Origin of the sequence: Deinococcus alpinitundrae, from assembly GCF_009982895.1 — a bacterium.
Taxonomy (GTDB): Bacteria; Deinococcota; Deinococci; order Deinococcales; family Deinococcaceae; genus Deinococcus; species Deinococcus alpinitundrae.
Genome location: NZ_WXZL01000005.1, coordinates 106,685 through 132,221 on the forward strand (window position 1 = coordinate 106,685; position 25,537 = coordinate 132,221).

Consider the following 25,537-nt stretch of genomic DNA (forward strand, 5'->3'; position numbering starts at 1 on the left):
GGATACTGTGTTGATGAAGCCTTCAGGTCTGGATCCTGTCGCCATCCATACTGTCGCCGCCATTCGGGCCGCCTGCGCTGCGCTGCCGCACTCGCGCGAAACGTTTCCGTTCGGCGCCGCCACGCTGGTATTCAAGGTGGGCGGCAAGATGTACGCCCTGACCGATATTCACGCCGAGTCGCTGAGCTTGTCGCTGAAGGTGCGCCTGGAGCGCGGCGAGGCGCTGCGGGCCGAGCATGCGGCCATCACGCCGGGATATCACCTCAACAAGCGCCACTGGATCACGCTGCAGCTGGACAGTGTGCCGGGCGACCTGGCCTGCGAACTCCTGGCGGAAAGCCACGCGCTGGTGCTGGCGGGCCTGACGCGGGCGCAGCGGGCTGAGCTGGCGGCCTCGGCTCTGGAGAGCGAAACGTAACCTCTGAAGCAACCGTTTTGCCCCTAGAGATGCTCGGGGCGGTAATCCTTTTCCACGTCCACGCGCGGCGGGCCGCTCAGACTCACACCCTCGGTCTGGGGGTCGGCCAGGTGCGCTATCTCGCCGCGCAGGCCCACCGTCAGTGCCGCGCCCTGGCCCGAAACGCCCACTAGCTGTGGGTCGAGGACAAGCTGCCAGCCGCCACCCGGCCAGTTCAGGGCCGAAGCCAGCCGCTCACCGCCGAGCAGCGCGGCGACCTCCAGATCGTCGAGCCGCACCCGCACGCTGCGGGTTGTCCAGCGAACTTTCATGGCGAGTAGGTCTTGGTGAGGCTGCCCAGCGTGCTGGGGGTGCGGGCCTGATAAAACACCAAGCTGATCGGCAAATTGCTGCCGCTGGCCGGAACAAAGTCGATCTTGAGCAGATCGCTCTGGGCACGCCACAGCAGGGTGGGCTTGTCGGGCGTCAGGGCCACGCCGCTGCGCGGCAGTTTGACCGTCTGGGTAATCGGGCCGTCCTGCACGTTCATGGCCCCCCGGTACAGCCCGCCTCGGGGACTCAGCGCCACCGCCACGCCGCTGCTGCCCGACACCTGAATGTCATAGAGCACGCCGTAATTGCCGCTCAGGCGCACCGGCTGGCCGCTCAGCACGTCGCTGCCGAGGATGGCCGGGTCGATCTGGCCGTCGCCGATGACCATCCGTGAGGGCAGCGCTCCGAGCTGTGCCCGGATGGTCTTGACGGCGTTGGGAAAGGTGCCGCGCACGTGTTTGCCGTCGGCGGGCAGGTAAGGAAGCTGCTGCAACACCTGGGTGGTGGGCGGCAGCCCGCTTTCGAGCAGGGCGAAGGTCAGCTCGATGCGCCCGGAGGCGTTGATGTCTTGCAGCAAATTGACGCCGCTGCCGGGGCTGAGCGTCGGGCTGGCGTAGAGGGCCACGCTCTCGCCGGGCTGCAAGGTCACCTTGCCAGTCGCGGTATCGGCGAAGTAATCGAGCAGGGTTACCTGGCCGAGCTGTCCCTCGATGCGGGTGGGGGCCGTTTCGCCGAGGCGCTCGGTGATCACCTCCAGCGGGCGGGTTTCCAGGTTGCGGGCCACCACGTACAGCCGGGCCGGTTGGCTGAGCGCATTGAGGTGGTAGGCCAGCAGCCGGGCGCGTCCCGACAAGCTGTCCTGATACAGCAGGCCGCTCTGAATGGGCGCTTCGGGGCTGTTGGAGAAGATCAGGGCGGTGGCCGACACCGAAGTTGGGAGCGCCGCAACGGTGCTGCTGCCCACCAGCGGGTAGGTGTTGACCAGGGCATCGGGAAAGCTCTCGCCGGGGTCGGCGTACTTGAGGGCGTAGCTCAGCGGGGTGTCCATGACGGGTCCGGTCACCGTCAGGGTGCGCGAGTACGGCGCGCTGACCTGGCCGCGCGCGTTGGTCACCTGCAAGGTCACGGTGTAGAGACCCGGCTCGAAGTACACGTCGCGCTTGTTGCCCCACTTGCGGCTGACGATGTCTGCGCCGTCGGGGTCGAAGGGGTAGTCGGTGTACACGACCCGCTCGCCGGGCGCGTAGCTGGCCTTATCGGTGCTGAAGCGGGCCTGCGGCGCGAGCGGGTCGCCGCCCTGCGGCACGGCGGTCAGGGTCAAGCTGCGCCCGTCGTCGGAGAAGCTGAGGTTGGCATCCAGGGCGTCGGCCAGCAAGCGGGCGCTGATGTACAGCACCCCGCCCAGATCGGTGAGGCTGCCCGCCGGTTGCGGCGCGGCGTCGAGCAGGGCACTCTGGGTCACGCTGTCGAAGCTCAGGTGGCCCAGCCTCAGCAAGCTGCCCTGCTGACTGACCGGCTGCCCCAGCAGCGCGGCGACTTCCAGGAGCGGCAGCAGGGTGCGGCCCTGCACCAGCCGGGGGGGGTTACTGAGCCGGGCGGCCTGGCCGCTGAGCAGCGCCGCCGTCTGGTCGGTGCTGGCCTGAAGCTGGGCCGAGGCCGCCGCCGAGGCCTGGCCCTGGGTGAGCGCGGTGCCCAGTAGCGCCGCGAGGAGAAGAGGGATGTGAAGGCGAGCAGGCATTCGGGGAGTATAGGGAGCCAAGCTGACCAGCTTCTGGTCAGTTGTCCCGCTGCCGGGTCACACGCCTGCTTGGTAGCGGCTGGGCCTGTCAGCCGGCCCGCTCAGCGGCCTGTCGGCGGGTTCGCAGCACGCCGATTTCCTGCAAGCTCAGCCCCACTGTGTTGAGGGCGTAGACCACCGCCAGAATGATCAGCAGCAGGCTGGGACTGACGGGGCCAGGCAGGTACGGCACCTCCAGCCAGCCGCGCCCAGCCAGCCAGCTGCTGAGCGCTGCCGCCCAGCCGAGCAGCAGCACCACGCCCCACGCGCCGTCGAGCAGAGCGCTGCCGGGCAGCAGCAAGGCCAGCAGCCGAAACAGGGCCGGGCGTCCGGGGCGCGGCTCTCCCGAAGGCGCGGGGGTCAGCAGCCACACCACCCCCAGCGCGTAGCCCAACAGCAGCAGCGAGACCCAGACGGCTTGCAGCGGCGTGCTGAGGCGGGTGGGGGTGGCCATCAAAGCGCTCCAGGGATTGATGATGAGCGCGCGCAGCTGCCCCGCCAGACTGCCGCCCAATGCGCGCACCAGGGCGCGCTGATCGGGGTAGCACAATCTGGCCTCGCTGCGGTACTCGCGCTGAAAGGCGGCTTCCGGCGCGGCCGGCTCGAGGCCCAGGTTGTAGGCGGGGGCCAGCAGATCGGGGGCCGCCGAGAGCGAGACGCGCCACAGCTCGCGGGCCTGGGCGGTGTCGCCCCGGTCCTGGGCCAGCACCCCGAGGTTGTTCTGGGCGCACGGCAGCGGTGCGGCGGCGCTCTCGTAGGTGCTGCGCGCCGCCGGGTCGTCGCCGCCCTGCTGGGCCGCCAGGCCGCGCAGCAAGGCGGTTTCGCGACTGGGGGTCAGTTCCAGGCGGTCCAGGCCGCCGTAAAACCATGCTCCGCCGTAGGTGCCGATATTCAGCGCCGGAACCTGCAAGCGCGTCTCGGTGCGCGCCGCCCAGGTCCAGGCCGAGAGGCTGACCAGCAGGCCCGAGAGCAGCGAGAGCAGCACCAGCTTCTCGCCCAGCCCGGCGTAGGCGACCACGCTGCGCCGCAGCCGCGAGAGCGGGTGGCGAACCCAGCTGCCCCAGCGCCCGCCCAGCAGGGCGGTGGTCTGGCCCTGCACCCGCCAGGCACGGGCCGCCAGCGTCAGGTAAGCGGCCAGCACACTCAGCAGCAGCACGGCAGCACTCAGGCGGGCGGCGTCGCGCAGGGTCAAGAGGGCGTCCGCGCCGAGGTTATATACGGTGCCCTGGGTCAGCGTCTGGGCAAAGGCGCGCCACTCCTCGGCCTCGCCGCTGCGGCCCTGGGCATCGAGCAACGCGGCGTAGCGGGCGTATACGGCAGGGCCCCCCTCGAAGCGCGGCGAGGTCTGGCGCAGGTAGCGAATCCACACGTCGGCGCGCTCCAGCTTGTTCTGGGCCAGCAGCTGTTCGAGTTCGCCGAGCGGGTCGCCGTAAGCGCTCAAAGCGGCGCGGCTGATCGGTAGGGCCGGGTCGTAGCCGCGCGCAGCGTAGTCGCGGGCCGCCCGGCTGAGTAGCAGGTTGGCCGCACTCGGCGAGTTGAGCGTCTCCATCTGGGCGGCGAGTTGCAAGGATGCCGGAAACGCCAGCGGCAGACTGGCTGCCCGCTGAATCTGGCTCAGCGCCATGAAGCGGTCGCCGCGCTGGCGGGCCAGGGCGGCCACCCGCAGTGCCACGAACGGATTGGTGGGGTCCTGGGCGGCGGCGGCCTTGACCTGGGCTTCGGGCACTTGCTGAGCGGCCCGGCGAAGCCAGCCGGTGACGGCCGGGTCGGGCACGAACACCACCCGCTCCTGAATTTGGTTGTCCGTCACCGTATAGGTGTCCTGCGCGCCGCTCGGCCCCGCCGTGACCCGCAGCACCCCGCCGCTGGCGTCCAGGCCGCTGATCATGTCAGAGAAGTCGAGCCGGGTCAGCACGTCCCCCTGGGGGCCGTAGCCGTAGAGCGCGGGGCCGACGCCCAGCCAGGTGGTGTCGCCCTGGCTTACCGGGCCGCTGAGATCGCCCAGCGTCTCCGGAAAATTCAGGGTGGCCTGGGTGGCCCCGTTCTGCGCGAAGCTGAGGTTGCGCCCGTCCAGCACGGCGGCGGCCCCGGCGACTCCGCCGAAACCCACTCCAGACAGGCCCAGCCCAAAGCACAGCGCCAGCAGGGCCGGGGCCGCCCAGCGCCGGTTCAGCGCCACCTCACGCTGCCTTTTTTCCCAGCTTGCCGTCCTCAATCAGGAGTTGCACCGAGCGCGCCCCCATGCCCAGGGTCGCGGCGATCAGCGCCAGGGTGCCGCCCAGCCACAGTGAGGCCACCACGCTGATCGGCAGCACCACCGCCGACATGAACGGAATGACGTTGAGGCCGACTTTCTTCTGGATGGTGGCCTTGTAGAGCGGCATCACGATCAAGGAGAGCAGGATCATCAACAGCAGCGTCTTGGGCGCGATGATCAGCAGGGCACCCAGCATCGGGGCAATGCCGCCGCCGCCGCTGAAGCGGAAAAACACTGGGTAGCAGTGGCCGATGATCACCAGGAACATGGCCGCCCAGGCCCATTCCGGCGCGAACCGCACGGCCAGAAATGCCGCCAGCACGCCCTTGAGAATGTCGAGCGCCGAGATGATCAGGGCCGGGGCGAGGCCGTACTGCCGGAACATGCCGCTGCCGCCGGGCATGTCGCGCCCGCGCACCTCGTCGCCGCGCAGGTGCGAGTAGATCACGCCGAAGACGACCGAGCCGAGCAGGTAGGCGGCCAGCAGCACCAGAAAGACAGTCACCCAGGCATTCTAGAGCAGCCGGGTGGGGAAGCCGCCGGATGCCGGTGACCGCTGCGACAACGGCGAAGTCTGCTGAAAGCGAAATATCTTTAGTGAATTAAGCTAATAGCTAAGCAATCGGCCCCTATTTTCGTGGTTTTCCTTGTTGAAGCGTCGCCGCACTTGCAATTGACTGTCCACTTCACTCAAGATTAAGAGAGCTTCCCAAATTCACCGCACTGGGCCGCTGTTTTGCTGAAAACAAGCGGTGTGTTTGATCTGGAGCTGCCCTGCTCTCACCCTGCCCGTGCCAATTGCACGTTTTGAATGGAGGACGCCCACCCGTGACCCCGACCCTGCGCTATATCATCACCCGCCCGTGCCTGTCCGAAGGCACGCTGACGGTGGCCAAATACCTCCGCGAGCTGTTTCCCGCCGAACTGGCCGGGCAGATGCTGCACCTGACCGACGATCAGGGCCGCGAGTACCCGGCGCGGCTGTCCGACAATGCCCAGCGCCTGCTCGGGCTGAACGCGCTCTACCACGACCACAACCTCGATGTGAACGATGTGCTGCTGCTCTCACCGCTGGGTGAGGGGCACTACCGGGTGAGCTGCGTGGTCAAGCCGCACACCGAGCGCCTCAGTCCGACCTACGGCGAGCGGCCCGCCCAGCTCACCCGCCGGGTGGTCGTCAACGCCACACCGCACGTGCGCGAGGTGCGCCTGGAAGTGGCCCCGGCGGCCGATCCCCACCCGACCCGCCTCGGTGAGAGCCGCCCGTCGCCGGAGCTGGCCGAGCCGGGTACTGGACGGGGAGCGGACGCGGCTCCGGCCGCCAGCCGCGTTGTCGAAACCCGCAGCCCACTGGCCCGCGCCGAACCGCAGCACGAACCCCAGCGCCCCGAAGCGCCGGTCGTCACCGAGGTGAGAAGTCACCCACCGCAGCGCGAGTCGTCAGCGCGCCCTGAACAAGCCCTGCGCTCCGAGCCTGCTCCGCGCCGCGAGCCGCCGCGCCCCGGCAGCGCACCTCAGACGCTATCCGCGCCCCCGGCTCGCGCTGTGGCCTCAGCCGCGCCGCTGCCGCTGGAAACGCTGGCCGATCAGCTCAGCGAACTCGCCCACCTGACCGGCTACCAGGTCGAGTACCTCGGCGGCGCAGACCTCGGGCCAGTGCGCCTGCGGGCCGATCTGGGCGCGCACGGCTACGACGTGATGCTGGCCCTCAGCGAAGCCGACCAGCAGCATCCGGCGTTTGGTCAGGGCACCTACCGCGCCCAGCTGACCTGGGAAAAGGACCAGGTGCCCGGCACGCCGCGCCTGACCCGCGAAGCCCTGGGCGCGCTGCTGGAACATGCCCGCCTCGCACCGCTGACCCCCATCGATCTGCGCGGCTACTGGAACACGTCGAGCTTCGACCTCGATAGTATCGCCAGCCTGGCCGAACTGGTCAGCGCCCATCTGGTGCAGCGCGGCACCTTTACTTACGTGCTTGGCACCCTGGCGCAGCAACCGGCCCACAGCGTCGTCGATCCGGCCCGGCTGGCTGAGCGGCTGGGCAGCGGCGTCAACACCGCCGAACTGCACTCGATTCTGGAAACGCTATGCCGCGCACCGTTCATGGCCCTGATGCCGCTGCCGGGTAACCAGTACTACCTGCGCTCGGACGTGCCGAGTCTGCTGACCGAACTCTCAGACTACGCCCAGGGCGTGAACCGGCGGCTCCAGCCGGGCCGGGTGCGGGCCTAGTTGGTTTGGCCGCCGGGCCGGAGCTGGCCCCCTCACTCAATAGGTGTCCAGGGCCGCGTGCCCGAAGACTAGGCTTTGCAGCGCAGGTCGGTGCCGAAATACCGGGTGCTGAGCTGCTCGTATCTGCCGTCACGCATGGTTTTGGCCAGTGCGCCGTTGAGGGCCAGGCGCAGGCTGCTGGCGCGGTCAGGCAACATCGCGCCCACCGGAATACTCCACTGCACCGGGCCGAAGTGAACGCCGGACTTGGGATAGAGCTTGGCCATCACTGGCTCCATGAGCTGGTAAGCCAAAGAGGCGTCGACCTGGCCGGTGGCGACAGCGTAAATGACGGCGTTGGCGGTCGGAAAGACCTGCGCGCGTTTGGGAAACGGCAGCTTTTGCACGAAGGCTTGAATGGTGCTGCCCGACAGCACCCCGATGTTCCGGTTTTCCAGATCGAAACGGGTCTGGATGGCCGGGTTGCGCGCCACCACCGACATACCTGCACACAGAAACGGCCTGGTGAAGTCCACCTTGTTTTCGCGGGTGCTGGTGATGCCCAGCCCGCCAATGGCCATATCGGTGCGCCCGCCCTGCAAATCGGCCATCATCGTGTCGAGCGCTGCCGAAGTGAAGTCCACTTTGAGGTTGAGGTCACCGGCCAGCATCGTCAGCAGCTCGGTCTCGAAGCCGGTGTAGCCGCCGTCCGCTTTGTAGCTCAGCGGCGGCAGGTCGAGGCTGCTGACGTGCAAGATGCCTTCCTGCCTGATCTCGGTCAGGCTGCGGGCCTGGGCAGGCAGGGCCAGCGTGAGGGCGCTCACGACCAAGGGGAGCAGCGCGGATTTGAAAGTGATTGACATATGTTCCTCCCGAAGCGGCCAGTCAGGAGCTGCACCGAAGGGCCGCTTTCTTTTCTGATGGTGAAATGCATCCACCTTAAAAAGCGGCGTCTCACACTCGCCTGACAGAACAGCCGCGTGCCTGCTTTCATGAACGGGAGGGCGGCTGTTTGCCTGTGGCCATCTCCTTAGGGCGCTCGGTCGCCTTCCGGCCAGCGGGCGAAGATCAGGGTGTCGCGCAGCTGGCCTGGCTGCTGGGCGTCTGCAGCGTTGCGCTTGAGCCGGGCTTCGCGTTCAAAACCCAGGCGCTCGGGCACGGCGGCGCTCCTGAGGTTGCGGGCGTCGCAGCGAATCTCGATGCGGGCAAAGCCCAGACCGCCCTGTTCAGCCGGAGTGAGGGCCAACTCGGTCAGCGCTTTTGCCGTCTCGGTGACGTAGCCGTGCCCCTCGCAGCGCTGGTCGAGCCAGTAGCCGATGTCGCCCACCGGCACCCCCCAGTCAATGCGGTGAATGCCGCACGAGCCGATCAACTGGCCCCGGCGCAGCATCAGGTACATCAGATCCTCGCCCGCAAGGAAGCGCTCGTGAGCGCGGGCCATGCTTTCCCGCTGCTGTTCGGGCGTGCGCGGGGTCTGCGCCCAGGGCATCCAGGGCCGCAGGTGAGCCAGATTGGCATTGACCAGTGCGGCCATCGCCGGGCCGTCGTCTGCCGTGGGCACCCGCAACGTCAGGCGCGGGGTGGTGAGCGTTTCGGGAAACGGCGCGGGGTCGGGCATGGCCCAAGTGTAGTCGGCGGATCACCGCGCCGTGCGCCCAGGCCAGGATTAGACTGCCGAACATGACTGCACCCGAAACGACTGTGGCCGATACCCTGGCGCTCACCCCCGAGCAGACCCACTGGGACACGTATGCGCCGCACTATGAAGCGCTGGATCGGGCCGAGTTGACGCCCGCCGGGGTGCCGAGCTGGCTGGCCGACTGGAGCGAAATCAGCAAGGCCGTGTCGCAGGCCGGGGCAATTCTGAGCCTGCGCGCCGACCTCGACACCGCCGACGTGGTGGCCCGCGAAGCGCTCGCCACCTTCCGCGCCGAGGTGACGCCCCCGCTGGGCCGCGCCGAGCAGCGGCTGCGCGAGAAGCTGCTGGGGGTCGCCGACTACAGCCCGGCTCCGGATTTCGCGCTGACCTACCGCCGGATGCGCAGCGAGGCGGCATTCTACCGCGAGGCCAACGTGACTCTGGAAGTCGAGCACCAGCGGCAGATGCAGCGCCACGCCGAGATTACCGGCAGTCAGACAGTGAATTTCGACGGCGCGGAGCTGACGGTGCCGGAAGCCGAGAGCCTGCTGGGCAGTGCCGACCGAACGCGCCGCGAGCAGGTCTGGCGGGCGATGGTCCGCAGCCGTGCAGAAAGCCGTGCGCCGCTGAACGATCTGGTGCTGGCGCTGCTCGCCACCCGCCGTCAGCTGGCTGCCAATGCCGATTTGAGCGATTACCGGGCCTACCGCTGGCAGGAACTCGACCGGGTGGACTACACGCCGCAGGACTGCCTCGACTTTCACCAGGCGGTGCTGGCCGAGGTGGTGCCGCTAGCCGCCGGACTGATGCAGGACAAGGCGCGGCAGCTGGGCCTGGAGAGCCTGCGGCCCTGGGATTATTCGCGGCGCACGGCCCTGGACGCCCAGGGACGGCCCCCGCTGACGCCCTTCAAGACCGCGCCGGAACTCGAAGGCATCGCTGAGCGGGTCTTCGACGCCCTCGACCCGGCGCTGGGCGCTCAGTTTGCCCAGATGCGCGGCGGGCTGCTCGATCTGGCCAGCCGCCAGGGGAAGATGAGCCACGCCTACTGCCAGAGCTTGCAGCAATCGGGGGTGCCGTTCGTGGTCATGAACGTGGTGGGCACCGCAAACGACCTGAATGTGCTGCTGCACGAGGTGGGCCATGCTTTTCACTTCTTTGCCAGTGCCCGCGCCCAGCCGCTGATGTGGAACCGCTGGAGTCCGATTGAATTTGTCGAAGTGCCGAGTATGGCAATGGAATTCCTGGCGCTGGATCATCTGGAGGCGGCTTACCTGCCCGCCGATCTGGAGCGGGTGCGCCGCGAGCAGCTCGAAAACAGCATTCTGTTCTTGCCCTGGGCTGCCCAGATGGACGCCTTCCAGCACTGGCTCTACACCGAAACCGGCCCCCAGGTCAGCGCCGCCGACCTCGACGCCAAGTGGCTCGAACTCGACCGGGCCTTTCATCCCTGGCTCGACTGGAGCGGCCTGGAGGAAGGCGAGCGGGCTTCCGGCTGGCAGTATTACCACATCTTCCGCGCGCCGCTTTATTACCTCGAATACGCCATGTGCAGCCTTGGGGCCCTGGGCATCTGGCGTTCAGCCTTGCAGGACGCCCCAGCGGCCCTGGAACGCTACAAGTCGGCGCTGAGCCTGGGCAACACCGTCAGCGTACCGGAACTGTACCGGGCGGCGGGGGTGGAATTCCGCTTCGACCGTCCCTACCTGGCCGAGCTGATGGCCTTCGTGACGCGTCAGCTCGGTGGGACGCTCGGCAGCTGACGGCGCGGCCAGGAAGTTCGGGGCGCTAGACTCGGAAACGACCCGCTTTTCCTGTGCAGTTTTCTTTCCTCTTCAAGGAGACCCCATGACGACCCTGCCCCGCACCGCTTCCGGCGAACGTGCTGCCGCCCTCGCTCCTCAACTCACCGCCTGGCGTAGACATTTGCACGCCAACCCCGAGTTGGGCTTCCACGAAGTCGAGACTTCCGCTTACATCGCCGCCGAACTCGGCAAGCTGGCACATCTGGAGATCAGCCGCCCCAGCGAAACCAGCGTTCTGGCGGTGCTGAAAGGTCAAAAACCCGGCCAGACGGTGCTGTTGCGCGCCGACATCGACGCTCTACCGATCACCGAGGAAAACAGCTTTGAGTTCGTCAGCAAGAATGCGGGTGTGATGCACGCCTGCGGGCACGACGGTCACACCGCCATTTTGCTGGGCGTGGCGCGGCTGCTCAGTGAAGCACCTGAAGAGGTCAGCGGCGAGATCCGCATGATCTTCCAGCACGCCGAGGAGATCGGCCCTGGCGGCGCGGAGGAACTCGTTCGTGACACCCCGCTGATGGACGGCGTGGACGTGGTGACCGGCCTACACCTCAGCTCCCAGCTGCCGACCGGCGTGGTGGCCGTCAAGCCGGGGGCCTTCATGGCCGCGCCCGACATGTTCGAGATCACCATTCGCGGTCGGGGCGGCCACGCGGCCCACCCGGAGGAAGCCGTCGATCCCATCGCGGTGGGCGCGCAGGTCGTCACCAACTTGCAGCACGTCGTCAGCCGGGGAGTCAGTGCCCTCGACAACCTGGTGGTCAGCGTGACCTACTTTCAGGCCGGTACGACCCACAATGTCATCCCCGACCGGGCCGAGCTGATGGGCACGGTGCGCAGCTTCGATCCCGAGTTGCGCCAGCGTGCTCCCAAACTAATCGAGCGCGTTCTGAAGGGGGTCACCGAGGCGCACGGCGCGACCTACACCCTCAAATACGAGATGGGTTACCGCCCGGTCATCAACACCGACTGGGTGGCCGACAAACTGATGGCCATCGCCCAGGCCGAGGTGGGCGATCAGGCTCAGCTGGCCAAACCCAGCATGGGCGGCGAGGACTTCTCGGCCTACCTGACCAGAGCGCCCGGCGCGTACTTCAATGTGGGCAGCGGCAATGCCCTGCTGGAGAGCGACTACCCGCACCACCACCCCCGCTTCACCCTGGACGAGGAAAGCCTAGTGACCGGCGTGCGGATGCTGCACGCGGCGGCGCTGTCACTGGGTCAGGGCTGAGCCAGGCCGTTGTTGAGCAGCACCCCCAGCACGTCCGCCTTCTGCCAGCCTTCCGGCTTGAGCTGCTTGCCGTCGGCGCGGCGCGGCCCGGCTGTCTTGGTTAGGTTGGCGCGGTGAACCTCGGCGAACACCGCGTCAGCGTCGACCCCTAAGCTGCCCAGCGCGCCGTAGGCGACATACAGCAGATCGGCCAGTTCGTGTGCCAGCGGCGCGAGGTCGGTGGGCCGGGCGCGGCTGAGGTGTTCGGAAAGCTGCTCGAATTCCGCTTCCACCTCCTGCATCTCCTCGCGTAGCAGTGTGAGCCGCAGCTCCAGCTTGGCCGAACTGGGCACCTGGGGCTGCTCGGGGTAGGGCGCGCCGATGGCCGCGTGAAAGGCCCGGACCTTCTGGGCGTTGCTCGACTGGGCCTCGGTGAGCTGGGCGCTGATCGTCTGTGTGTCGGCAAGTGGTGTGTCGGTCATGGCTTCAGGCTAGCGTGCCCGCTGGCCGACGCCGCAGCAACGAAAAAGCCGCCTCCGTTAGGAAGCAGCTCGTTTGTGTTGCGTCTGGGTTGTGCTCACTGTGGTGCGTTTTGGTGGCAGGCAACTGGACTCGAACCAGTTGGTGGCCGACCCCGGCCTGCTCGCACGCCCGTTTTAGGAGGTGGGCGACTCCCTCCAATTCCTCTGTACAGAAAAGCGGTGCAACAAAACCTGCTCAGGAACCGTGAACAAGTGTACGTGACTGAACCTGACGCAGAATGTGCAGAACATAAATATCTGCTTAGATTTTGAGTCCGTACCGAACATCCGCTCGCGGCTTTTGGCGGTGTGTGGGTCAGAGTGGCCTAGAACAGACGTCTGCTCTGCCTGTGCTGCCCGGCCATAATACGCGGCATGACCCGACCTGCCCACCCCCAGTCCGACCCAACCCCGCCTGATCAGACCCAGCCCGACCAGGCTCGGCACGTCGCCTTCGACTGGGGCGGCGTATTTACCATCGGCACCTTCGACGGGCGCTCGACCGGGAACGTCGCCGAGCGCACCGGCGTCAGTGCCGAGCAGGTGCGCCGGAGTTACTTCCGGCACGTGCGGCAGCTCGAGGTGGGCGCCTGGACCCTGCCGCAGTTCTGGGACACCGTGCAGAGGGAAAGCGGGGCCAGCCTGCCCTACGCCGAGTTCGAGGCGTTGTACCTGGGCAGCATCCACGACAACGCTCCGATGTACGCGCTGCTGGCAACGCTGCCGCCAGCGGTCCGGGTGGGCCTGTTGAGCAACAATTACCCGGTGGTCAGCGATCATCTGCGTGCCCGGCCCGAGTTCGCCCGCTTCGACGCGCTGGTCTTTTCCAACGAGATCGGCGTCAAGAAACCCGACGCCCAGTCATTCGCGGCGCTGGAATCGGCCATGCAGTGCCCGGCGGCCCAGGTGGCCTTCGTGGACGACGTACAGGAAAACATCGACGCGGCCAACGCCTACGGTTTTCACGGCCTGCTCTACCACCACGACCGTCATTCGGCCTTCGAGGCCGAGCTGGCGGTTTGGCTGGCGGGCTGAAAGACAGGTCAGCCGGATCACGGCACGGGGCTAGCGGTTCTTAAGGTTTTTGGATGTGGTCTTGCCGCAGCCTGTAGAGTAGAGCGGTGAGCGACTCTGATGCCCCCGCCGCTGGCCCCGCGCATTCGGGCCGAACGGCGGTGCGGCTTTTGCAAGGTTACCTGTGGCACCCGGCGGACGAGGGCAATGAAACGTTCGAGGACTTCGACCTGGAAAATTACCTGCCGCACGAACTCGGCGAGGCGCATGTGTTGTGGGACAAGGTCACACCCCCCTTCGCTTTTTTCGAGAACGGCGAACCCACCGCCGGGCAGGCGTTTTACCAGTTCACGGTGCTGCAGATGTACGATGCCCGGCCCAGCGCCGAGAACCTCAACGCCGACGCCCTGAGTGCCTCGCAGGGCCTGGGGCCGCTACTCGACGCCACCCCCAACGGGGTGGGCTGGCAGCTCTGGGAAGATTTGCGGGAGTTGTGATGACCCAGGACACCACGCCCTGGCTCGACCTTTACGTGAACGGCGATTCGCATCCCCGGCGTTTTGACCGTCCCGAGTCGGTGCGCGCCTACCTCAGCAAGGTCGAGCGGCTCGGCGAGGAGGGCATCGCTGCCCTGCTCGAAGATGGGGAGGTGGCTCCGCCGGTTACCCGCCGCCGCTACCGCCTGACGCCGTTGATTGTGGACAAGTAAGATAAATTTGGGGCGATTGGTGAGGCAGTAACGGATTGACCGGAAACCGGATCAGCAGGAAAACGGCGCTCAGCGGGCCTCGCGCAGCAGCAGCCCGCGCCGGGTCCAGGCCTGGTAGTTGAGCTGGCGCACCGTCTGGAAGGTCCGCATCCAGTCGGCCTCGCCGGTCAGCTTTTGCCCGCGCCCGTGCCGGATGGCGAGCTGGCGGTGGGCGATCAGAAACTCGCTCATCGCCGCGCCGGGCAGCAGCCGCACGTCGAGTTCCTCGCTGCTGCCCGGTGAGAACGGCAGGCCCGAGGTACTGCTGAGCGAGGCGGCGATGCCGCTGGCCTTGTCGCGGCTGAGCGTCACCGCCTGCACGAACGGCGGCAGCACCTGAGCGTCGGGCGTCTCGCTCCAGCGCAGGGCCAGGGCCGTGTCCTGATCGAACAGATACGCGCGCTGGTGGCGGGCCTCGGGCAGTTGCGAAGCATAAAATACCCCCAGCGCCTGCGCGCCAAGTTGTCGCAGGTCCTGATCCAGCGACTTCAGGGAGCGCGACTGCTCCGGCGACGCGCCCCAGTCGCGCTCTTCGGTGGCCTCGAAGCTCAGTTCATGGGTGACCTCGGGGCCGGGTGAGGGCCGCCCCGCCAGCCGGGCGCTGCTGATCTCAGGCAGCAGGCGCTGGGCGGCCGCGTCACCCAGCAGGTGCTGCAACTCCTCGGCGGTCAGGGCGGCAAGATTGAGACGGGGCACAGTTGCCGCCGAGTCTAGCACCTGCTTTCCGTGTGCTTCGCCCGTCCCGGCGGGGGTCACCTGATCCTGGTGTTGACAGAATGGGGGAGCGCTGCTAACCTATCTGAGCTTGAAACGCGCCACGTTTCAGTGGTTGATGTGTGTGGGGCCATGGCGCAGCTGGGAGCGCGTCTGAATGGCATTCAGAAGGTCAGCGGTTCGATCCCGCTTGGCTCCACCAGAGTACAGAATAAGGCCCGGAGGCTCACTGCTCCGGGCCTTTTCGTTGTTGATCCGTTGCGGTATTCACCCGCTCTGTTGTCGGCACGCAGGCTACTCGGTCGAGCACCGCGTCAGCCGTGACGGTCGGCCTCGTCGCTGAGCCGGTCAAGCAAGGCGTTGGCCTCGCGGTACTGCACCTGCGGTACATACAGGCCCACATCGCCCATGTAGCCGCCGGTTTCGATTTCGATGACTGGCGAGGCCATGACCCACTGAAACGGGGTGCGGACCACGCTGACGATCCCGTGGGCGCTGAGGGTGCGGCGTACGCTCTCGGCAATCAGGCGCGGCAGGGTATCGAGGCGAACCCAGGGATCACCCTGATACATGACCGTGTCCTTGCCCCGGTCTCCGCCGGTCACCGCGCGCCGCCGGTCACCGCACTACTCAGTACGGGCGAGGCGAGGTAGGTCGCCAGTGCCGAGCGCAGGGCCGGACCGAGCGGCTGCGGGCGCATGTCTGGCCCCACCTGTACCTGGACGCTGCGGGCTTCCAGGGCCACTGCGCCGTCAGCCAGCAGCCGCGAGGCATACGACCAACTGCTCGTTCCCAGATGCGTGACGACCGTGAGAATCTGCACCCGCTGACCGAGCTTGACCTCGCGGCGGTAATCGAGTTCGAGCCGGGCCAGCACCACCTTCAGTTCAGGCAGTCCCAGCGAGGCGGTCAGGTCCAGCCGGGCGGTTTCCAGAAACATGGCGTAGGCCGCGTTGTTGATGTGGCCCATCTGATCCGTGTCGGAAAAGCGCAACTGAATATCGCAGGCGTGCGCGGCGGAAAAATCCAGCGCGGCCACGGCCAGGGCAGGAGAAGACATGCCGTGTACTGTAGTGCAAAGCGCTGAGGGCAGCTCAGTGGCACTCGGCGGGGAGGGTCCAGAGCCGCAGGTCCTCATCTGCGGCATCGGCGCAGCGCTAGACTGGCGGGCGATGAAGCTCCGTTTGCCGCGCTGGGAGGAAGTGCGCCGCCTGCCCCTGACCATGATGATCGCCAGCCTGCTGGCCGCCCTGGGCATCGTGCAGATGTCGTTTTTGCTGGGTCAGAGTGTTTACCGTACCCTGACCTGGACCCAGCAGACCGGTCAGGCCCTGGACCAGCAAGTCCAGTTGCAACAAGATGTTCAGGTGTTGCAGGAAGCCGTGGCCAAGGCCAGCGACCCCGAATACATGAATGCGCTGGCCCGCTGCATCGGCTATGTCGGCAAAAATGAACAGGTCGTGGTGGCCCAGAGTGCCCAGGACCCGACCACTCAGCTCCCGACCGCCCAGGATCCGTCCCTCGGCGGCAACTGCGATCCGGTGCGGCTACCCTGAGGGTCGCGTCATTGCTTCACCTCTATGGCGGTTAATTCACAGACAAGTGTGGCCAGGAACGGTGCGGTGCGCAAGAAAAATGTGTGAAGAGGTCCGCTAGAGTCGGGTCAGCACTCGGCTTCCCTGGCTGAGGCGTGCTGACAAAGGGCGCAGGGCAGAACGCAGGCTCGTGGAGCAGACTTGAAACAACCCATCACCACCCAGGCGGAACCGGCGTCCATTCAGGAGCGGCGGCACAAGCATCAGCAGATTTTCAGCGCGACCTTGCTGCTGACGATTCCGCTGGGCCTGGCGGTCCTGTGGGGCACGGTGCTGGGTCTGCTGCCAGTCTGGTGGCTGCTGTACCTGCCGCTGCTGGGCCTGGTCCTGGTGGGCGTATGGGAGCGGCGGCGCGCGCTTGCCTCGCGCTACGAGGTGTGGCTGGTGGCGCTGCTGTGCGCCAACGGCGCGGCGCTCAACATCTACCGCTGGCTCGGTCAGGACGGTCTTGGATTGTTCGGCGAGCAGAGCCTGCTGCTGATCGTCGCCGGAATTTTTCTGTTTCAGCGGCCCCGCTGGGTCTTGGCCACCACCCTGCCCTATGCCGCCCTGCACCTCAGTGTCAGTGTGGCGATCGCGGCGCGCGATCCTTCGCCGGAGCGCTGGATCACGCTGCTGATGCTTGTCACGACACTGCTGCTGTTCTGTATGCTCTACCGCTACCGCCAGTGGTGGGAAGAAGCTCATGAGACGCAGCGGGTCTACCACAAGCTGGCCTACACCGACGACCTGACCACCCTGCCCAACCGCCGGGCGCTGCAAGACTTCTGGCAGGTTCAGCCGGTGCCCGGTCCCGACACCGCCGTTGTGATGATGGTGGACATCGATCATTTCAAACAGGTCAACGACCAGTACGGCCATGCCGAGGGAGACCGGCTGCTGTGGCTGGTGGGACAGATTATCCAGCGGCAACTGAGCAGCAGCAGTCGCCCGCCGCCATTGGTGGGGCGCTGGGGCGGCGAGGAGTTTCTGGTGCTGCTGCCGGTGACGACCCCCCAGTCGGCGTCCGAACTGGCCGAGATCATCCGGGCCAGTGTGGAGCAGGCCAAGGTGGGCGTGTCGCTGACCGTCAGCGTGGGGGCGGCCTTTCGTAAGGGTGACGAGGAACTGGCCAGCACGGCAGCCCGCGCCGACGTCGCCCTCTACCGCGCCAAGCTGGCTGGCCGCAACCGGGTGATGCTCTACGACGAGAGCGAGCACGACGATGCCGGACCCCCGGAGGATGGAGGGGGGAGCGACGAATTCTACCCCTCGGAACTGGTGCCCGAGGAGTTGCGCTTGTTCTGATACCTAGTGATGAAGGGAGCTGGTACGCTGCTCAGGCCTAGGAATGTTAGCGTGGCGCATGACCGCCGCTTCTCAAGCTTCGTCCGAGTCTCCGGATATCACCGGCACCGGCCCGCCCGCCACTTCTAGCCTTCAGACGGCGGCCCGCTGGTTGCTGGGCGGCGCACTGATGTTCGCGGGCTTCTCTCACCTGACCAGCAAGCGGCAGGACTTCCAGGCGCAGGTGCCCAGGTCTCTGCCGCTGAACCGCGACTTCGTGGTGCTGGCCTCCGGCGTCGTGGAACTGGCGCTGGGCGCGGCGCTGATCGTGCTCAGGCCGCGCCGGACAGTGGGTCGGGTGGCGGCGACGTTTTTCGTGGCGGTCTTTCCCGGCAACATCTCGCAGTACCTGACCCGCACCCCGGCCTTCGGCCTCGATACTGACCGCGCCCGTCTCGTTCGTCTGGTCTTCCAGCCGCTGCTGGTGCTGTGGGCGCTGTGGTCGACCGGGGCGCTGGCCCACGAGGAGACGCAGCGGAACTGACCCCCGGCAGCTGCACCAAAGCCGCCACGAAAAAACCTCGCCCGAAGACGAGGTTTCTTTTGGTGTGCCTGAAGGGATTCGAACCCCTGGCCTTCTGATCCGTAGTTGCCACAACTTCATCACGCCTCATTTTATGCTCTCCCAGATCTGCCCTCTGGGCGGTCAGTTTTCAACCCAGAGTCTGCTTCAAGTGCTGACTTATCCCGTGTCCTACCGTACTGGTAGTGACACTGTAGTGACGATTTGATCTGACGACTCAGCACTTGCTTGGAGTAGCCAAAAACACCCCGACGTGTTGGAAATCGCTGTCGCCAGCATTATGTTCACCGCGCTCGCTGGGCCAGGTAATTTTCACACTATGCCGATCTCTAGGCTACTTTGATCGCCCAAATGCGCTCAATCTCGGAAACGACGAAAAGATGCGCCCAGAGCGAAGGAATGCCGAACTCTTTAGCGAGCTTGGTGGCAGACACCTTGAATCCACTGTCCAGAAGTATCTGTGACAGTAGAAGGCAGAGCAAGACGGGAGGACGCGCCATGAACTAGCAGCAAGACACTGCCCACAAGGCAACCCGAACAAATAGATGCCGTTTAGAACGGCGGGACGCATGAAAACGACAAGGAGGCCACAGTGCAACCTTCAATGCTTGCAGCAAGCCAAAGAGACAGCGCGTGAGTGCATCCGACCAAGAACGTCACCCACGCGCCGACCAAACGACCCCACAAGGAGATCGCACCATGACTGTAATCCAAGAGCCGTCCCTGCGCCTTACCCGTAAGCCGGAAGAGGCCGCGCCGATGCTGGGCGTAGGTCGTAACGGTGTCTATGACCTTATCCGCTCCGGCGCACTCCGCAGCATTCGCATAGGCCGCAAAATCCTGATCCCTATGTCTGCCATCGAAGAATTTTTGAACGGCGAGCAGAAATGAAGCGGCCCACCGGGCAGACGGTGGGCGACACCAAGAGCATATCCCAACTCTTCGAACTGGCTAAGCTTGATTCCCAGCGTCCTGACGACATAGGTGCGGGCATGAAGATCCTTGAAGGGCTGCTGAGGTTGCCCAGCTTCCAGCCGGACGGCAGGACGAAAGCATGAAGCTCAACGACCTTCGAAAGAATGGCACCGGGCAACCCAACCCGACGCCTGAGCAGCCGCTGACCGATCTCAACCCACCCGACTGGTTGCAAGCCCTCTATGGCGATGCTGCTGCTCAGGGCTGGATTGAATACCGACTGATTCGGCCTGGCGGCAAGATTGAGAAGCACTGGGCACGCATTGATGGCCCAGACACCAAAAACCTTGAGGATGTGCGCCGCTGGGTTGCTCAGGGCTGGAACGTCTATTACGGTGTGTCCCTTCGGAGAGAAGAGGGCGTGTCAGGCGACGATGGCGTTTACCCTACCCATCTGCTCTGGCAAGACTTCGATCTGAAAGACGCCGCCGGTTATATGCCGGAAGGCCAGGATGTTAAGCAGATGACGCCGGAGGCACTCAAGGAAGCCAAGGCGCGGCTCTATGTCGAGCTGATGCGCCGCTGTGAGGCGCTGGGCATCCTTCCGGTAGCGGTGGTCAACACTGGGCATGGTCTACAGGTGCTGTGGAAGCGCACGGCCAGCAACACTCAGGAGACGGAAGCCCTGAATCTGATGCTATGCAACTTGTTCAAAGACCTGGGCGCTGACCGAAAGACGCGCAACCCCGAGCGCATTTTCAGATTGCCCAGCAGTAAGAATCTCAAGAATCCTGAACGCCCCTTGCTGGTGGAAATCTGGCACCTGAATCCACTTCAGATTGTGGACGACGCCATTTTGAAGGCTTTGAAACCGATGTCTGTCGCAAAGAGGTCCACTCCTTCGGTCAGGTCCGATTCTGTGTGGACTCCTCCTACTGAGGGGAATGTGATTCAAGCCTTCAACACCCGGAACCCTATTGGTGAGGTGCTTGAGCGGTATGGCTACCGACGCGAGGATGCCAAAACTTACACTCGGCCCGGCGACGATGCCAGTGGACGAGACGTAAAGCTGCTAGTCAACGAGCGCGGCGTGCTGTGTAGTTACCACCATTCCAGCAACGATCCTCTGGACGGAGGCAACGGGGACGGGCATCTCAGGGAACCCTTCGACCTGTACGCCGAATTCGAACACGGCGGCGACATGAAGGCCGCTGTAAAGATGGCGGCGGGGTTAGGTATGTCCATGCTGCCGGATCTGTCTGTCGGATCTAGGAGGGTCGAGGCCGTGCCAGGAGTGGAGTTGGAGTGGAAATTGCGACAGGATCTACCGCCCAAGCTCCCGCCGGTTCCCACGATGCCGCCAGAAATGCTGCCTGAAGCACTGCGCGCTTGGCTGGTCAACGCCTCTATGCTGGCCTGTCTTCCGCTGGAACTATTCGCCGTTCTTGCGGTGGCCGCCCTCTCCGGCTTGTTAGGCCGTTCCGTGAAAATCAGTCCTGAGCAGGGGTGGAACGTGGTCCCTAATCTGTGGGCTGCGATTGTAGGCCGTCCGGGTTCCATGAAGTCCATGATTCTGGACACTGCGCTGGAACCGTTGCAACGCTTAGAGCGCCTAGCCGCCGAAGATCATCAAGCACAGCTCTTGGACGTGGAGATAGAGCGTGAGGCTTTGCAGGCTGAGGCTGCTACTCTCAAGAAACAGGCGGTGAAGTCAGGTAGACTTGACCGTGAGGCGCTGCGCGACCTTAAGGAACGCGAGAAGGTAAACGTGGCCGTCGCCAAGCGCTACGTCACACAAAACGTCACTTACGAGAAACTGGGCGAACTGATTCAGGAAAATCCCAGGGGCCTGGCGTTCACGCGAGATGAGCTGGGAAGCTGGATTAACGACCTTACCCGTGAGGAACGCGCCGAGGCACTGGGATTCTTCCTCACGTCCTGGAACGGTGAAGGCGCGTATGCCTTTGAGCGAATTGGGCGCGGCACGGTACGGGCCGATAATCCCTGTATTGCCGTGATCGGCGGCATTCAACCGGGGCCGCTGATGTCGTTCATGGCCAGGAGCCGTGCCGGTTCTGCGGGCGACAGTGGGCTGTTGCAACGCTTTCAGCTCATCGTATGGCCGGACTCGTTGGGTGAGTGGGTCCGGCATGGTGGACAGGTATTCAAGGCGGACAGAGAGCGCGCCTTTGCTGTTTTCGAGGCGCTGGACGCTCTGCATCGGCACGGCTCAGGTGGGCCACCCGTGCTGCCCTTCAGTGACGACGCTCAGCCTATCTGGGAAGAGTGGCGGGATGCCCTGGAGAACCGTTTACGCGGCGGCGAGATGGAACACGCCCCCGCCTTCGAATCTCACGTCAGTAAGTACCGTTCTCTTGCCCCGTCGCTGGCTCTTGTCTTCCACTTGGTCGAATTGACCGTACCGGGCACCGACCCTACTACGCTCCCGCCCGTATCGGCTAATGCTCTGGAGCTTGCCTTGAACTGGGTTGAATTTCTGGAACTGCACGCCCGTAAGGTTTACGCCCTGGAGCTGGGTACCTCCAACGCGCCCGCCTATGCGCTGGCCGAGAAGATTAAGGCCAAAGCTGTGCGGGATGGAGACCGGCTGCGCGACCTGCGCCGTAAGGATTGGGCGATCCTGACCGACGGGCTGTTAGATCGAGCTGTAGAGCAACTGACGGAGCTGGGATGGGTACAGGTAGAAGAGACAGAAACCGGGGGCCGTACCGCCGAGGTGCTGCGCCTTCATCCTGACCTGATCGGCGTTGAAGCATGACGGTCTTCAAGATGCGCCCCTATAGAAAAACGGTGGAATACTCCACCCCCCTCACCGCCAGAACCGACGGAAGCACCTCACATCATGCTGAGCATGGTGAAGTTGCCCCTTCCGTCGGTTCTGGCGGTGAGGAGGCAGGGGTATTTGCTGAAAATCCAGCCCTCAATCCTTCCTCTCTTTTACCCACCGCTGACTGGTCCGTCCTAGCCCTGGAAGCTGGACACTGCGGCAGTTGCACCCACTTCACCCCTGTACCGATCTGGGGGCCGCATATGGGGGAGTGCGGCGCACCAAGCCGGTTGTGGTGGCCGGAACCCCCGCCGCTGAGTATTCATCTAAGCCATGCTTGCCCCCTTCGAGGGGTGCAAGGCTACCGGGCAAAGATCGGCGGCAAAGCTGGCCCGACCCTATCCCGCCCAGGTCGGCTCATGAGCGGCGTGCAATGGGCAGCTTTGCAAGCTTATGCCCGTGCCTTGCCGCTTGGTGCCGGGCGCTCCGCCGTGCGCTCGCTGGCCTACGCACAGCGCCCGGAACACCAGGGAGCCGCGCTGGTCATGGCGGCGGAATTGGGTTACATCAAGAACGGTCATATCACCCTGGCAGGTAAGGCGGTGGCCTGCGAGTACCTACGCTGTGAGGATGTCAGCGCCTAGTACGCGAAGCGCTCTATCAGCACCTCCGCACCCTTATGGCAGACAGCAGTGTGTCCCTGCCGACCCATTCAGAAGGGCCGCCATAATGACTCCACATGGCCCTCTCTCCCTCAGCATTCATCAGCAAGTATCAGAAGGTCACGGTCAACGAGAAGGCCGCCGTGCAGACGCACTTCAACGAGTTGTGCGAACTGCTGCAAGTGCCCAAGCCGCTCGACTACGACCCCACTGGCAGCGAATACCGTTTTGAGAAGCACGTGGTCAAGACCACCGGCAAGAAGGGTTACGCCGACGTGTGGTGGGTTGGGCACTTCGGCTGGGAATATAAGGGACCGGAAGCCAACGGCGATCTCAAGAAGGCATATACACAGCTTCTGACTTACCGGGAAGACTTGCAGAATCCGCCGCTGATGGTGGTGTCGGACATGAAGACGATTCAGGTCCACACCAACTTCACCGGCACCCAGAAGGAAATTACGGTCTTCACTCTCGAAAATCTGCTCGATGAAAACAAGCGGCAAGAGCTGGCGCGGGTCTGGACCGATCCGCAGGCATTTAATCCGACCAAGCGCATCGAAATTGCTACTGAGGCCGCAGTGGCTGACCTGGCGAAAGTCAGCGAGGTGTTACGTAAGGACGAAGCGGACACTGAGGCCATCGCGGATTTTCTGGTGCGGGTCATGTTCACGATGTTTGCTGAGGATATGGAGCTGATCCCCTCCGGCACCTTCACTCGGCTGCTGACCGAAGCCCTCAAGCACGAAGAAGACTTCAAGCCGATGTGCGAAGAGCTATTTGAGGCCATGAAGGTAGGTAAGTCAACGCTGGCCGGGCGCATTCCTTACATCAACGGTGGCGTTTTCGAGAACACCAGTGCGCCAGATCTGAAGGGCAGCGAAATCAGGATTCTTCGTGATGCGGCGCGGCGCGACTGGCGGCAGATTGACCCGACCATCTTCGGCACCCTGTTTGAGCTGGTGATTGACCCGGAGAGGCGCTGGCAGCTCGGCGCACACTACACGCCGCTCAGCGACATTCTCGATGTGGTGGAGCCGGTCATCATGCGCCCGCTGCGCGCCGAATGGGACGCGCTGCGCCAGGAACTGGTACCGCTGATTCAAGAGGTAGAGGAAGCCCGCCGGAAGGGCGGCGGCCTGTTTGTTGAAGATGGCCTGGGACAAACCCAAATTGATGAGGCAGTGAGCCGTTTGAGAGCCTTTCAAGCGCGGCTGGCCCGCGTGACCGTACTAGATGCGGCGATGGGATCGGGCAACTTCCTCTATGTGACGCTGCGGCTGTTGCTTGATCTAGAGCTAGAAGTACGGGCGACCATCCGGACCCTAACCGAGCAGGAAGCCGTAGCAGTGCCGCCGCTGATATCGCCTCGGCAACTGCTGGGAATGGAGATTAACAAGTATGCACACGAAATTGCAGGCATGGTGTTGTGGATCGGCTACCTTCAATGGCTGCGCGAACACGGCGAGAAGCGTCGTGAATCACCCGTGCTGGACAAGCTGCCGGGGCTGGTCTGCCATGATGCCGTGATGGACGGCGATAAGGTGCGCGAGTGGCCTATCGCTGAGTTCATCGTGGGCAATCCACCATTTCTGGGCTACTCACCAATGCGCGAACAGCTCGGTAGTGACAATGTGGACGCCCTTCGCAAAGCCTACGGGGGGCGCATTCCGGGCTTCTCTGACTTCGTGTGTTACTGGTTCGAGAAGGCCCGCGAGCAGGTGGCCGCTGGGAAAACCAAACGGGTGGGACTGATCGCCACTAACAGTATTCGCGGCAACAAAAACCGGGTGGTATTGGAGCGCATTCAGCGAGACGCCAACATTTTCAGGGCATGGCCGGATCGGGCCTGGACGCAAGACGGCGCAGCGGTGCGGGTCAGTGTGGTGATGTTTGACGATGGCAGCGACCCGGAGCGGGTGCTGCTGCACCACGAGGGCGACGAGCGAGACGTGAAGGCCCGCACAGAGGCCGCGCAAATGGTGGCCAGCATCAATCCAGACTTAAGTACCGGAGCCAGCTTGGAGCAAGCCCAGAAACTCAAAGAGAACTCTGGGCGGGCATTCATTGGGGTAGTACCGGGTGGTGAGTTTGACATTCCTGGCGAGAAGGCCCGCGCTTGGCTGACGCTGCCCAACACTTCGGGGGTGAGCAATGCCGATGTGATTAAGCGCTTCCTAGTGGGCGAAGACATTACTGAGGGCAGTAAGGACCGTTACACCATCGACTTCAACGGCCTCACTGAAGCTCAGGCTGCCGAATACGAAGAGCCGTTCGAACATGTCGTTCAGAAGGTGAAGCCTAAAAAACTGCAGATGAATCGCGCCGCCCGCCGGGAAAAATGGTGGGGCTACAACGAGTCGGCAGGTGGGATGAGGCGAGCAGTCGCGTCTCTCGCGCGCTTCATTGGCACATCTCGCGTTTCCAAGTACCGCACCTTTGCCTGGCTAGAAGGTGACGTGATCGCTGACGGTGCTCTAACTGTGATCGCTGCTGACGATGACTTCATGTTCGGCGTGCTGAACAGCCATTTGCACAATATCTGGGCATTTCGGCTGGGTACATTTATGGGCAAAGGGAACGATACCCGCTACACCCCATCCACCACCTTTGAAACCTTCCCTTTCCCCAAGCCCGACACCGCCCAGCATGAAGCCATCGAGAAGGCCGCCCGGCAAGTTGAGAACGTCCGCGCCATGCTGCTGACCAAAGAAGATCCTTACCGCAAGGCCAACGCTGAGACGAGCAGCACCAAGAAGCTGCTGACGCTGACCGGCGCTTATAACCTGCTGACGACCTATCGCGAGAGCGGCTTAGAGGTCATCGTAGGGGTCAAGGCGTTGGCCCGCGCCCATGATGCCCTGGATACGGCGGTGGCGGCGGCGTATGGCTGGACCTGGCCACTGACCGACGACGAGCTGCTAGAGAAGCTGCTGGCCCTCAATCTGGAACGGGCCGCACTGGAAGCCGGAGCCGCCGCCACGCTGGCCGAAGTGGAAGCGCAGCGCAAAGCTGACGAGAAGACCATGAAGATACGGGCCAATCACGAAGCGGCAGCAGCAAAGTCGGCCACAACTTCTTGACTGGTTCTTTACCTCAGTAAAT

At 64.5% G+C, this 25,537-nt stretch carries 25 protein-coding genes and 1 tRNA gene; 16 read left to right on the forward strand and 10 right to left on the reverse strand.

Going from position 1 to position 25,537, the window contains the following annotated elements; genetic code table 11:
• Positions 1 to 13 precede the first annotated feature (13 nt).
• Positions 14 to 418 carry an MmcQ/YjbR family DNA-binding protein gene (locus tag GUI70_RS06380; RefSeq protein ID WP_306468273.1) on the forward strand — a complete coding sequence of 135 codons (405 nt, stop codon included), beginning with the start codon at positions 14 to 16 and terminating at the stop codon, positions 416 to 418.
• Positions 419 to 441: 23 nt separating this feature from the next.
• On the opposite strand, the gene GUI70_RS06385 is transcribed toward GUI70_RS06380, so the two are convergent.
• The 4 genes from GUI70_RS06385 to GUI70_RS06400 form a co-directional block, all read right to left on the reverse strand.
• The gene (locus GUI70_RS06385) at positions 442 to 729 is read right to left on the reverse strand and encodes a hypothetical protein (protein ID WP_161881469.1); all 288 of its coding nucleotides are present in this window, start codon (positions 727 to 729) and stop codon (positions 442 to 444) included.
• The gene (locus tag GUI70_RS06390) at positions 726 to 2,468 is read right to left on the reverse strand and encodes a copper amine oxidase N-terminal domain-containing protein (RefSeq protein WP_237724744.1); all 1,743 of its coding nucleotides are present in this window, start codon (positions 2,466 to 2,468) and stop codon (positions 726 to 728) included. Before GUI70_RS06390 ends, GUI70_RS06385 begins: the two co-directional genes overlap by 4 nt.
• 88 nt (positions 2,469 to 2,556) lie before the next feature.
• Positions 2,557 to 4,686 (reverse strand): hypothetical protein, encoded by a 2,130-nt coding sequence (locus tag GUI70_RS06395; protein ID WP_237724745.1) that lies wholly within the window; start codon positions 4,684 to 4,686, stop codon positions 2,557 to 2,559.
• 1 nt (position 4,687) lies between these two features.
• The gene (locus GUI70_RS06400; RefSeq protein WP_161881470.1) at positions 4,688 to 5,269 is read right to left on the reverse strand and encodes a glycerol-3-phosphate acyltransferase; all 582 of its coding nucleotides are present in this window, start codon (positions 5,267 to 5,269) and stop codon (positions 4,688 to 4,690) included.
• Positions 5,270 to 5,592: 323 nt separating this feature from the next.
• Here GUI70_RS06400 and GUI70_RS06405 point away from each other — a divergent pair, with 323 nt between their 5' ends.
• Positions 5,593 to 6,996, forward strand: coding sequence for a hypothetical protein (locus GUI70_RS06405; RefSeq protein WP_161881471.1), 1,404 nt, complete (start codon positions 5,593 to 5,595; stop codon positions 6,994 to 6,996).
• Positions 6,997 to 7,064: 68 nt separating this feature from the next.
• On the opposite strand, the gene GUI70_RS06410 is transcribed toward GUI70_RS06405, so the two are convergent.
• Both GUI70_RS06410 and GUI70_RS06415 read right to left on the reverse strand, forming a co-directional pair.
• Entirely contained in the window at positions 7,065 to 7,838 is a 774-nt protein-coding gene (locus GUI70_RS06410) for a substrate-binding periplasmic protein (RefSeq protein ID WP_161881472.1), read from the reverse strand.
• A 167-nt stretch (positions 7,839 to 8,005) separates the two neighbouring features.
• The gene (locus tag GUI70_RS06415) at positions 8,006 to 8,593 is read right to left on the reverse strand and encodes a GNAT family N-acetyltransferase (RefSeq protein WP_161881473.1); all 588 of its coding nucleotides are present in this window, start codon (positions 8,591 to 8,593) and stop codon (positions 8,006 to 8,008) included.
• Positions 8,594 to 8,655: 62 nt separating this feature from the next.
• On the opposite strand from GUI70_RS06415, the gene GUI70_RS06420 reads away from it, so the two are divergent.
• Positions 8,656 to 10,377, forward strand: a complete 1,722-nt coding sequence (locus tag GUI70_RS06420) for a M3 family oligoendopeptidase (protein WP_161881474.1) — start codon at positions 8,656 to 8,658, stop codon at positions 10,375 to 10,377.
• A gap of 85 nt (positions 10,378 to 10,462) precedes the next feature.
• Complete coding sequence (locus tag GUI70_RS06425; protein WP_161881475.1) at positions 10,463 to 11,650, forward strand: amidohydrolase; 1,188 nt, start codon at positions 10,463 to 10,465, stop codon at positions 11,648 to 11,650.
• Here the strand turns inward: GUI70_RS06425 and GUI70_RS06430 are convergent.
• Positions 11,641 to 12,111, reverse strand: coding sequence for a pyrophosphohydrolase domain-containing protein (locus tag GUI70_RS06430; protein ID WP_161881476.1), 471 nt, complete (start codon positions 12,109 to 12,111; stop codon positions 11,641 to 11,643). The genes GUI70_RS06425 and GUI70_RS06430 overlap by 10 nt on opposite strands.
• Positions 12,112 to 12,525: 414 nt before the next feature.
• Between GUI70_RS06430 and GUI70_RS06435 the strand changes: the two genes are divergently transcribed.
• The 3 genes from GUI70_RS06435 to GUI70_RS06445 all read left to right on the forward strand — a co-directional run bounded on the left by GUI70_RS06435 (position 12,526) and on the right by GUI70_RS06445 (position 13,873).
• A complete protein-coding gene (locus GUI70_RS06435; RefSeq protein WP_161881477.1) occupies positions 12,526 to 13,185 on the forward strand; it encodes an HAD family hydrolase in 660 nt (219 codons plus the stop codon).
• Positions 13,186 to 13,271: 86 nt separating this feature from the next.
• Positions 13,272 to 13,661 carry a DUF3208 domain-containing protein gene (locus GUI70_RS06440; RefSeq protein ID WP_161881478.1) on the forward strand — a complete coding sequence of 130 codons (390 nt, stop codon included), beginning with the start codon at positions 13,272 to 13,274 and terminating at the stop codon, positions 13,659 to 13,661.
• Positions 13,661 to 13,873, forward strand: coding sequence for a hypothetical protein (locus GUI70_RS06445; protein WP_161881479.1), 213 nt, complete (start codon positions 13,661 to 13,663; stop codon positions 13,871 to 13,873). Before GUI70_RS06440 ends, GUI70_RS06445 begins: the two co-directional genes overlap by 1 nt.
• Before the next feature lie 69 nt (positions 13,874 to 13,942).
• Here the strand turns inward: GUI70_RS06445 and GUI70_RS06450 are convergent, their stop codons facing one another.
• A complete protein-coding gene (locus GUI70_RS06450) occupies positions 13,943 to 14,608 on the reverse strand; it encodes a hypothetical protein (RefSeq protein ID WP_161881480.1) in 666 nt (221 codons plus the stop codon).
• 144 nt (positions 14,609 to 14,752) lie between these two features.
• On the opposite strand from GUI70_RS06450, the gene GUI70_RS06455 reads away from it, so the two are divergent.
• A tRNA-Ala gene (locus tag GUI70_RS06455) sits at positions 14,753 to 14,828 on the forward strand.
• A 112-nt stretch (positions 14,829 to 14,940) separates the two neighbouring features.
• Here GUI70_RS06455 and GUI70_RS06460 read toward each other — a convergent pair.
• Complete coding sequence (locus GUI70_RS06460) at positions 14,941 to 15,198, reverse strand: hypothetical protein (protein WP_161881570.1); 258 nt, start codon at positions 15,196 to 15,198, stop codon at positions 14,941 to 14,943.
• 29 nt (positions 15,199 to 15,227) lie between these two features.
• Complete coding sequence (locus tag GUI70_RS06465; protein WP_237724746.1) at positions 15,228 to 15,686, reverse strand: acyl-CoA thioesterase; 459 nt, start codon at positions 15,684 to 15,686, stop codon at positions 15,228 to 15,230.
• 112 nt (positions 15,687 to 15,798) lie between these two features.
• Between GUI70_RS06465 and GUI70_RS06470 the strand changes: the two genes are divergently transcribed.
• From GUI70_RS06470 to GUI70_RS06505, 8 genes are all read left to right on the forward strand, one after another.
• The gene (locus tag GUI70_RS06470; protein WP_202630414.1) at positions 15,799 to 16,182 is read left to right on the forward strand and encodes a septum formation initiator family protein; all 384 of its coding nucleotides are present in this window, start codon (positions 15,799 to 15,801) and stop codon (positions 16,180 to 16,182) included.
• A gap of 180 nt (positions 16,183 to 16,362) precedes the next feature.
• Positions 16,363 to 17,508, forward strand: a complete 1,146-nt coding sequence (locus tag GUI70_RS06475; protein WP_161881481.1) for a GGDEF domain-containing protein — start codon at positions 16,363 to 16,365, stop codon at positions 17,506 to 17,508.
• Positions 17,509 to 17,566: 58 nt separating this feature from the next.
• A complete protein-coding gene (locus tag GUI70_RS06480) occupies positions 17,567 to 18,031 on the forward strand; it encodes a DoxX family protein (RefSeq protein WP_237724747.1) in 465 nt (154 codons plus the stop codon).
• Between the two features lie 738 nt (positions 18,032 to 18,769).
• Entirely contained in the window at positions 18,770 to 18,961 is a 192-nt protein-coding gene (locus GUI70_RS06485; RefSeq protein WP_161881482.1) for a helix-turn-helix domain-containing protein, read from the forward strand.
• Complete coding sequence (locus GUI70_RS06490; RefSeq protein WP_161881483.1) at positions 18,958 to 19,128, forward strand: hypothetical protein; 171 nt, start codon at positions 18,958 to 18,960, stop codon at positions 19,126 to 19,128. Before GUI70_RS06485 ends, GUI70_RS06490 begins: the two co-directional genes overlap by 4 nt.
• On the forward strand, positions 19,125 to 21,764 hold the full coding sequence (locus tag GUI70_RS06495) for a YfjI family protein (protein WP_161881484.1): 2,640 nt from the start codon (positions 19,125 to 19,127) through the stop codon (positions 21,762 to 21,764). The genes GUI70_RS06490 and GUI70_RS06495 overlap by 4 nt, the downstream gene beginning before the upstream one ends.
• Positions 21,765 to 22,192: 428 nt before the next feature.
• The gene (locus GUI70_RS06500; RefSeq protein ID WP_161881485.1) at positions 22,193 to 22,417 is read left to right on the forward strand and encodes a hypothetical protein; all 225 of its coding nucleotides are present in this window, start codon (positions 22,193 to 22,195) and stop codon (positions 22,415 to 22,417) included.
• Between the two features lie 161 nt (positions 22,418 to 22,578).
• Positions 22,579 to 25,515 (forward strand): class I SAM-dependent DNA methyltransferase, encoded by a 2,937-nt coding sequence (locus GUI70_RS06505; protein ID WP_161881486.1) that lies wholly within the window; start codon positions 22,579 to 22,581, stop codon positions 25,513 to 25,515.
• The last annotated feature ends 22 nt before the right edge of the window (positions 25,516 to 25,537 follow it).

Excerpts from the sequence above, each read along its gene's own strand:
- GUI70_RS06380 (WP_306468273.1), top strand. The coding sequence starts at position 14 with ATGAAGCCTTCAGGTCTGGATCCTGTCGCCATCCATACTGTCGCCGCC.
- GUI70_RS06385 (WP_161881469.1), bottom strand. The coding sequence starts at position 729 with ATGAAAGTTCGCTGGACAACCCGCAGCGTGCGGGTGCGGCTCGACGAT.
- GUI70_RS06390 (WP_237724744.1), bottom strand. The coding sequence starts at position 2,468 with ATGCCTGCTCGCCTTCACATCCCTCTTCTCCTCGCGGCGCTACTGGGC.
- GUI70_RS06410 (WP_161881472.1), bottom strand. The coding sequence starts at position 7,838 with ATGTCAATCACTTTCAAATCCGCGCTGCTCCCCTTGGTCGTGAGCGCC.
- GUI70_RS06415 (WP_161881473.1), bottom strand. The coding sequence starts at position 8,593 with ATGCCCGACCCCGCGCCGTTTCCCGAAACGCTCACCACCCCGCGCCTG.
- GUI70_RS06420 (WP_161881474.1), top strand. The coding sequence starts at position 8,656 with ATGACTGCACCCGAAACGACTGTGGCCGATACCCTGGCGCTCACCCCC.
- GUI70_RS06425 (WP_161881475.1), top strand. The coding sequence starts at position 10,463 with ATGACGACCCTGCCCCGCACCGCTTCCGGCGAACGTGCTGCCGCCCTC.
- GUI70_RS06430 (WP_161881476.1), bottom strand. The coding sequence starts at position 12,111 with ATGACCGACACACCACTTGCCGACACACAGACGATCAGCGCCCAGCTC.
- GUI70_RS06435 (WP_161881477.1), top strand. The coding sequence starts at position 12,526 with ATGACCCGACCTGCCCACCCCCAGTCCGACCCAACCCCGCCTGATCAG.
- GUI70_RS06445 (WP_161881479.1), top strand. The coding sequence starts at position 13,661 with ATGACCCAGGACACCACGCCCTGGCTCGACCTTTACGTGAACGGCGAT.
- GUI70_RS06460 (WP_161881570.1), bottom strand. The coding sequence starts at position 15,198 with ATGTATCAGGGTGATCCCTGGGTTCGCCTCGATACCCTGCCGCGCCTG.
- GUI70_RS06465 (WP_237724746.1), bottom strand. The coding sequence starts at position 15,686 with ATGTCTTCTCCTGCCCTGGCCGTGGCCGCGCTGGATTTTTCCGCCGCG.
- GUI70_RS06470 (WP_202630414.1), top strand. The coding sequence starts at position 15,799 with ATGAAGCTCCGTTTGCCGCGCTGGGAGGAAGTGCGCCGCCTGCCCCTG.
- GUI70_RS06480 (WP_237724747.1), top strand. The coding sequence starts at position 17,567 with ATGACCGCCGCTTCTCAAGCTTCGTCCGAGTCTCCGGATATCACCGGC.
- GUI70_RS06485 (WP_161881482.1), top strand. The coding sequence starts at position 18,770 with ATGACTGTAATCCAAGAGCCGTCCCTGCGCCTTACCCGTAAGCCGGAA.
- GUI70_RS06490 (WP_161881483.1), top strand. The coding sequence starts at position 18,958 with ATGAAGCGGCCCACCGGGCAGACGGTGGGCGACACCAAGAGCATATCC.
- GUI70_RS06495 (WP_161881484.1), top strand. The coding sequence starts at position 19,125 with ATGAAGCTCAACGACCTTCGAAAGAATGGCACCGGGCAACCCAACCCG.
- GUI70_RS06500 (WP_161881485.1), top strand. The coding sequence starts at position 22,193 with ATGAGCGGCGTGCAATGGGCAGCTTTGCAAGCTTATGCCCGTGCCTTG.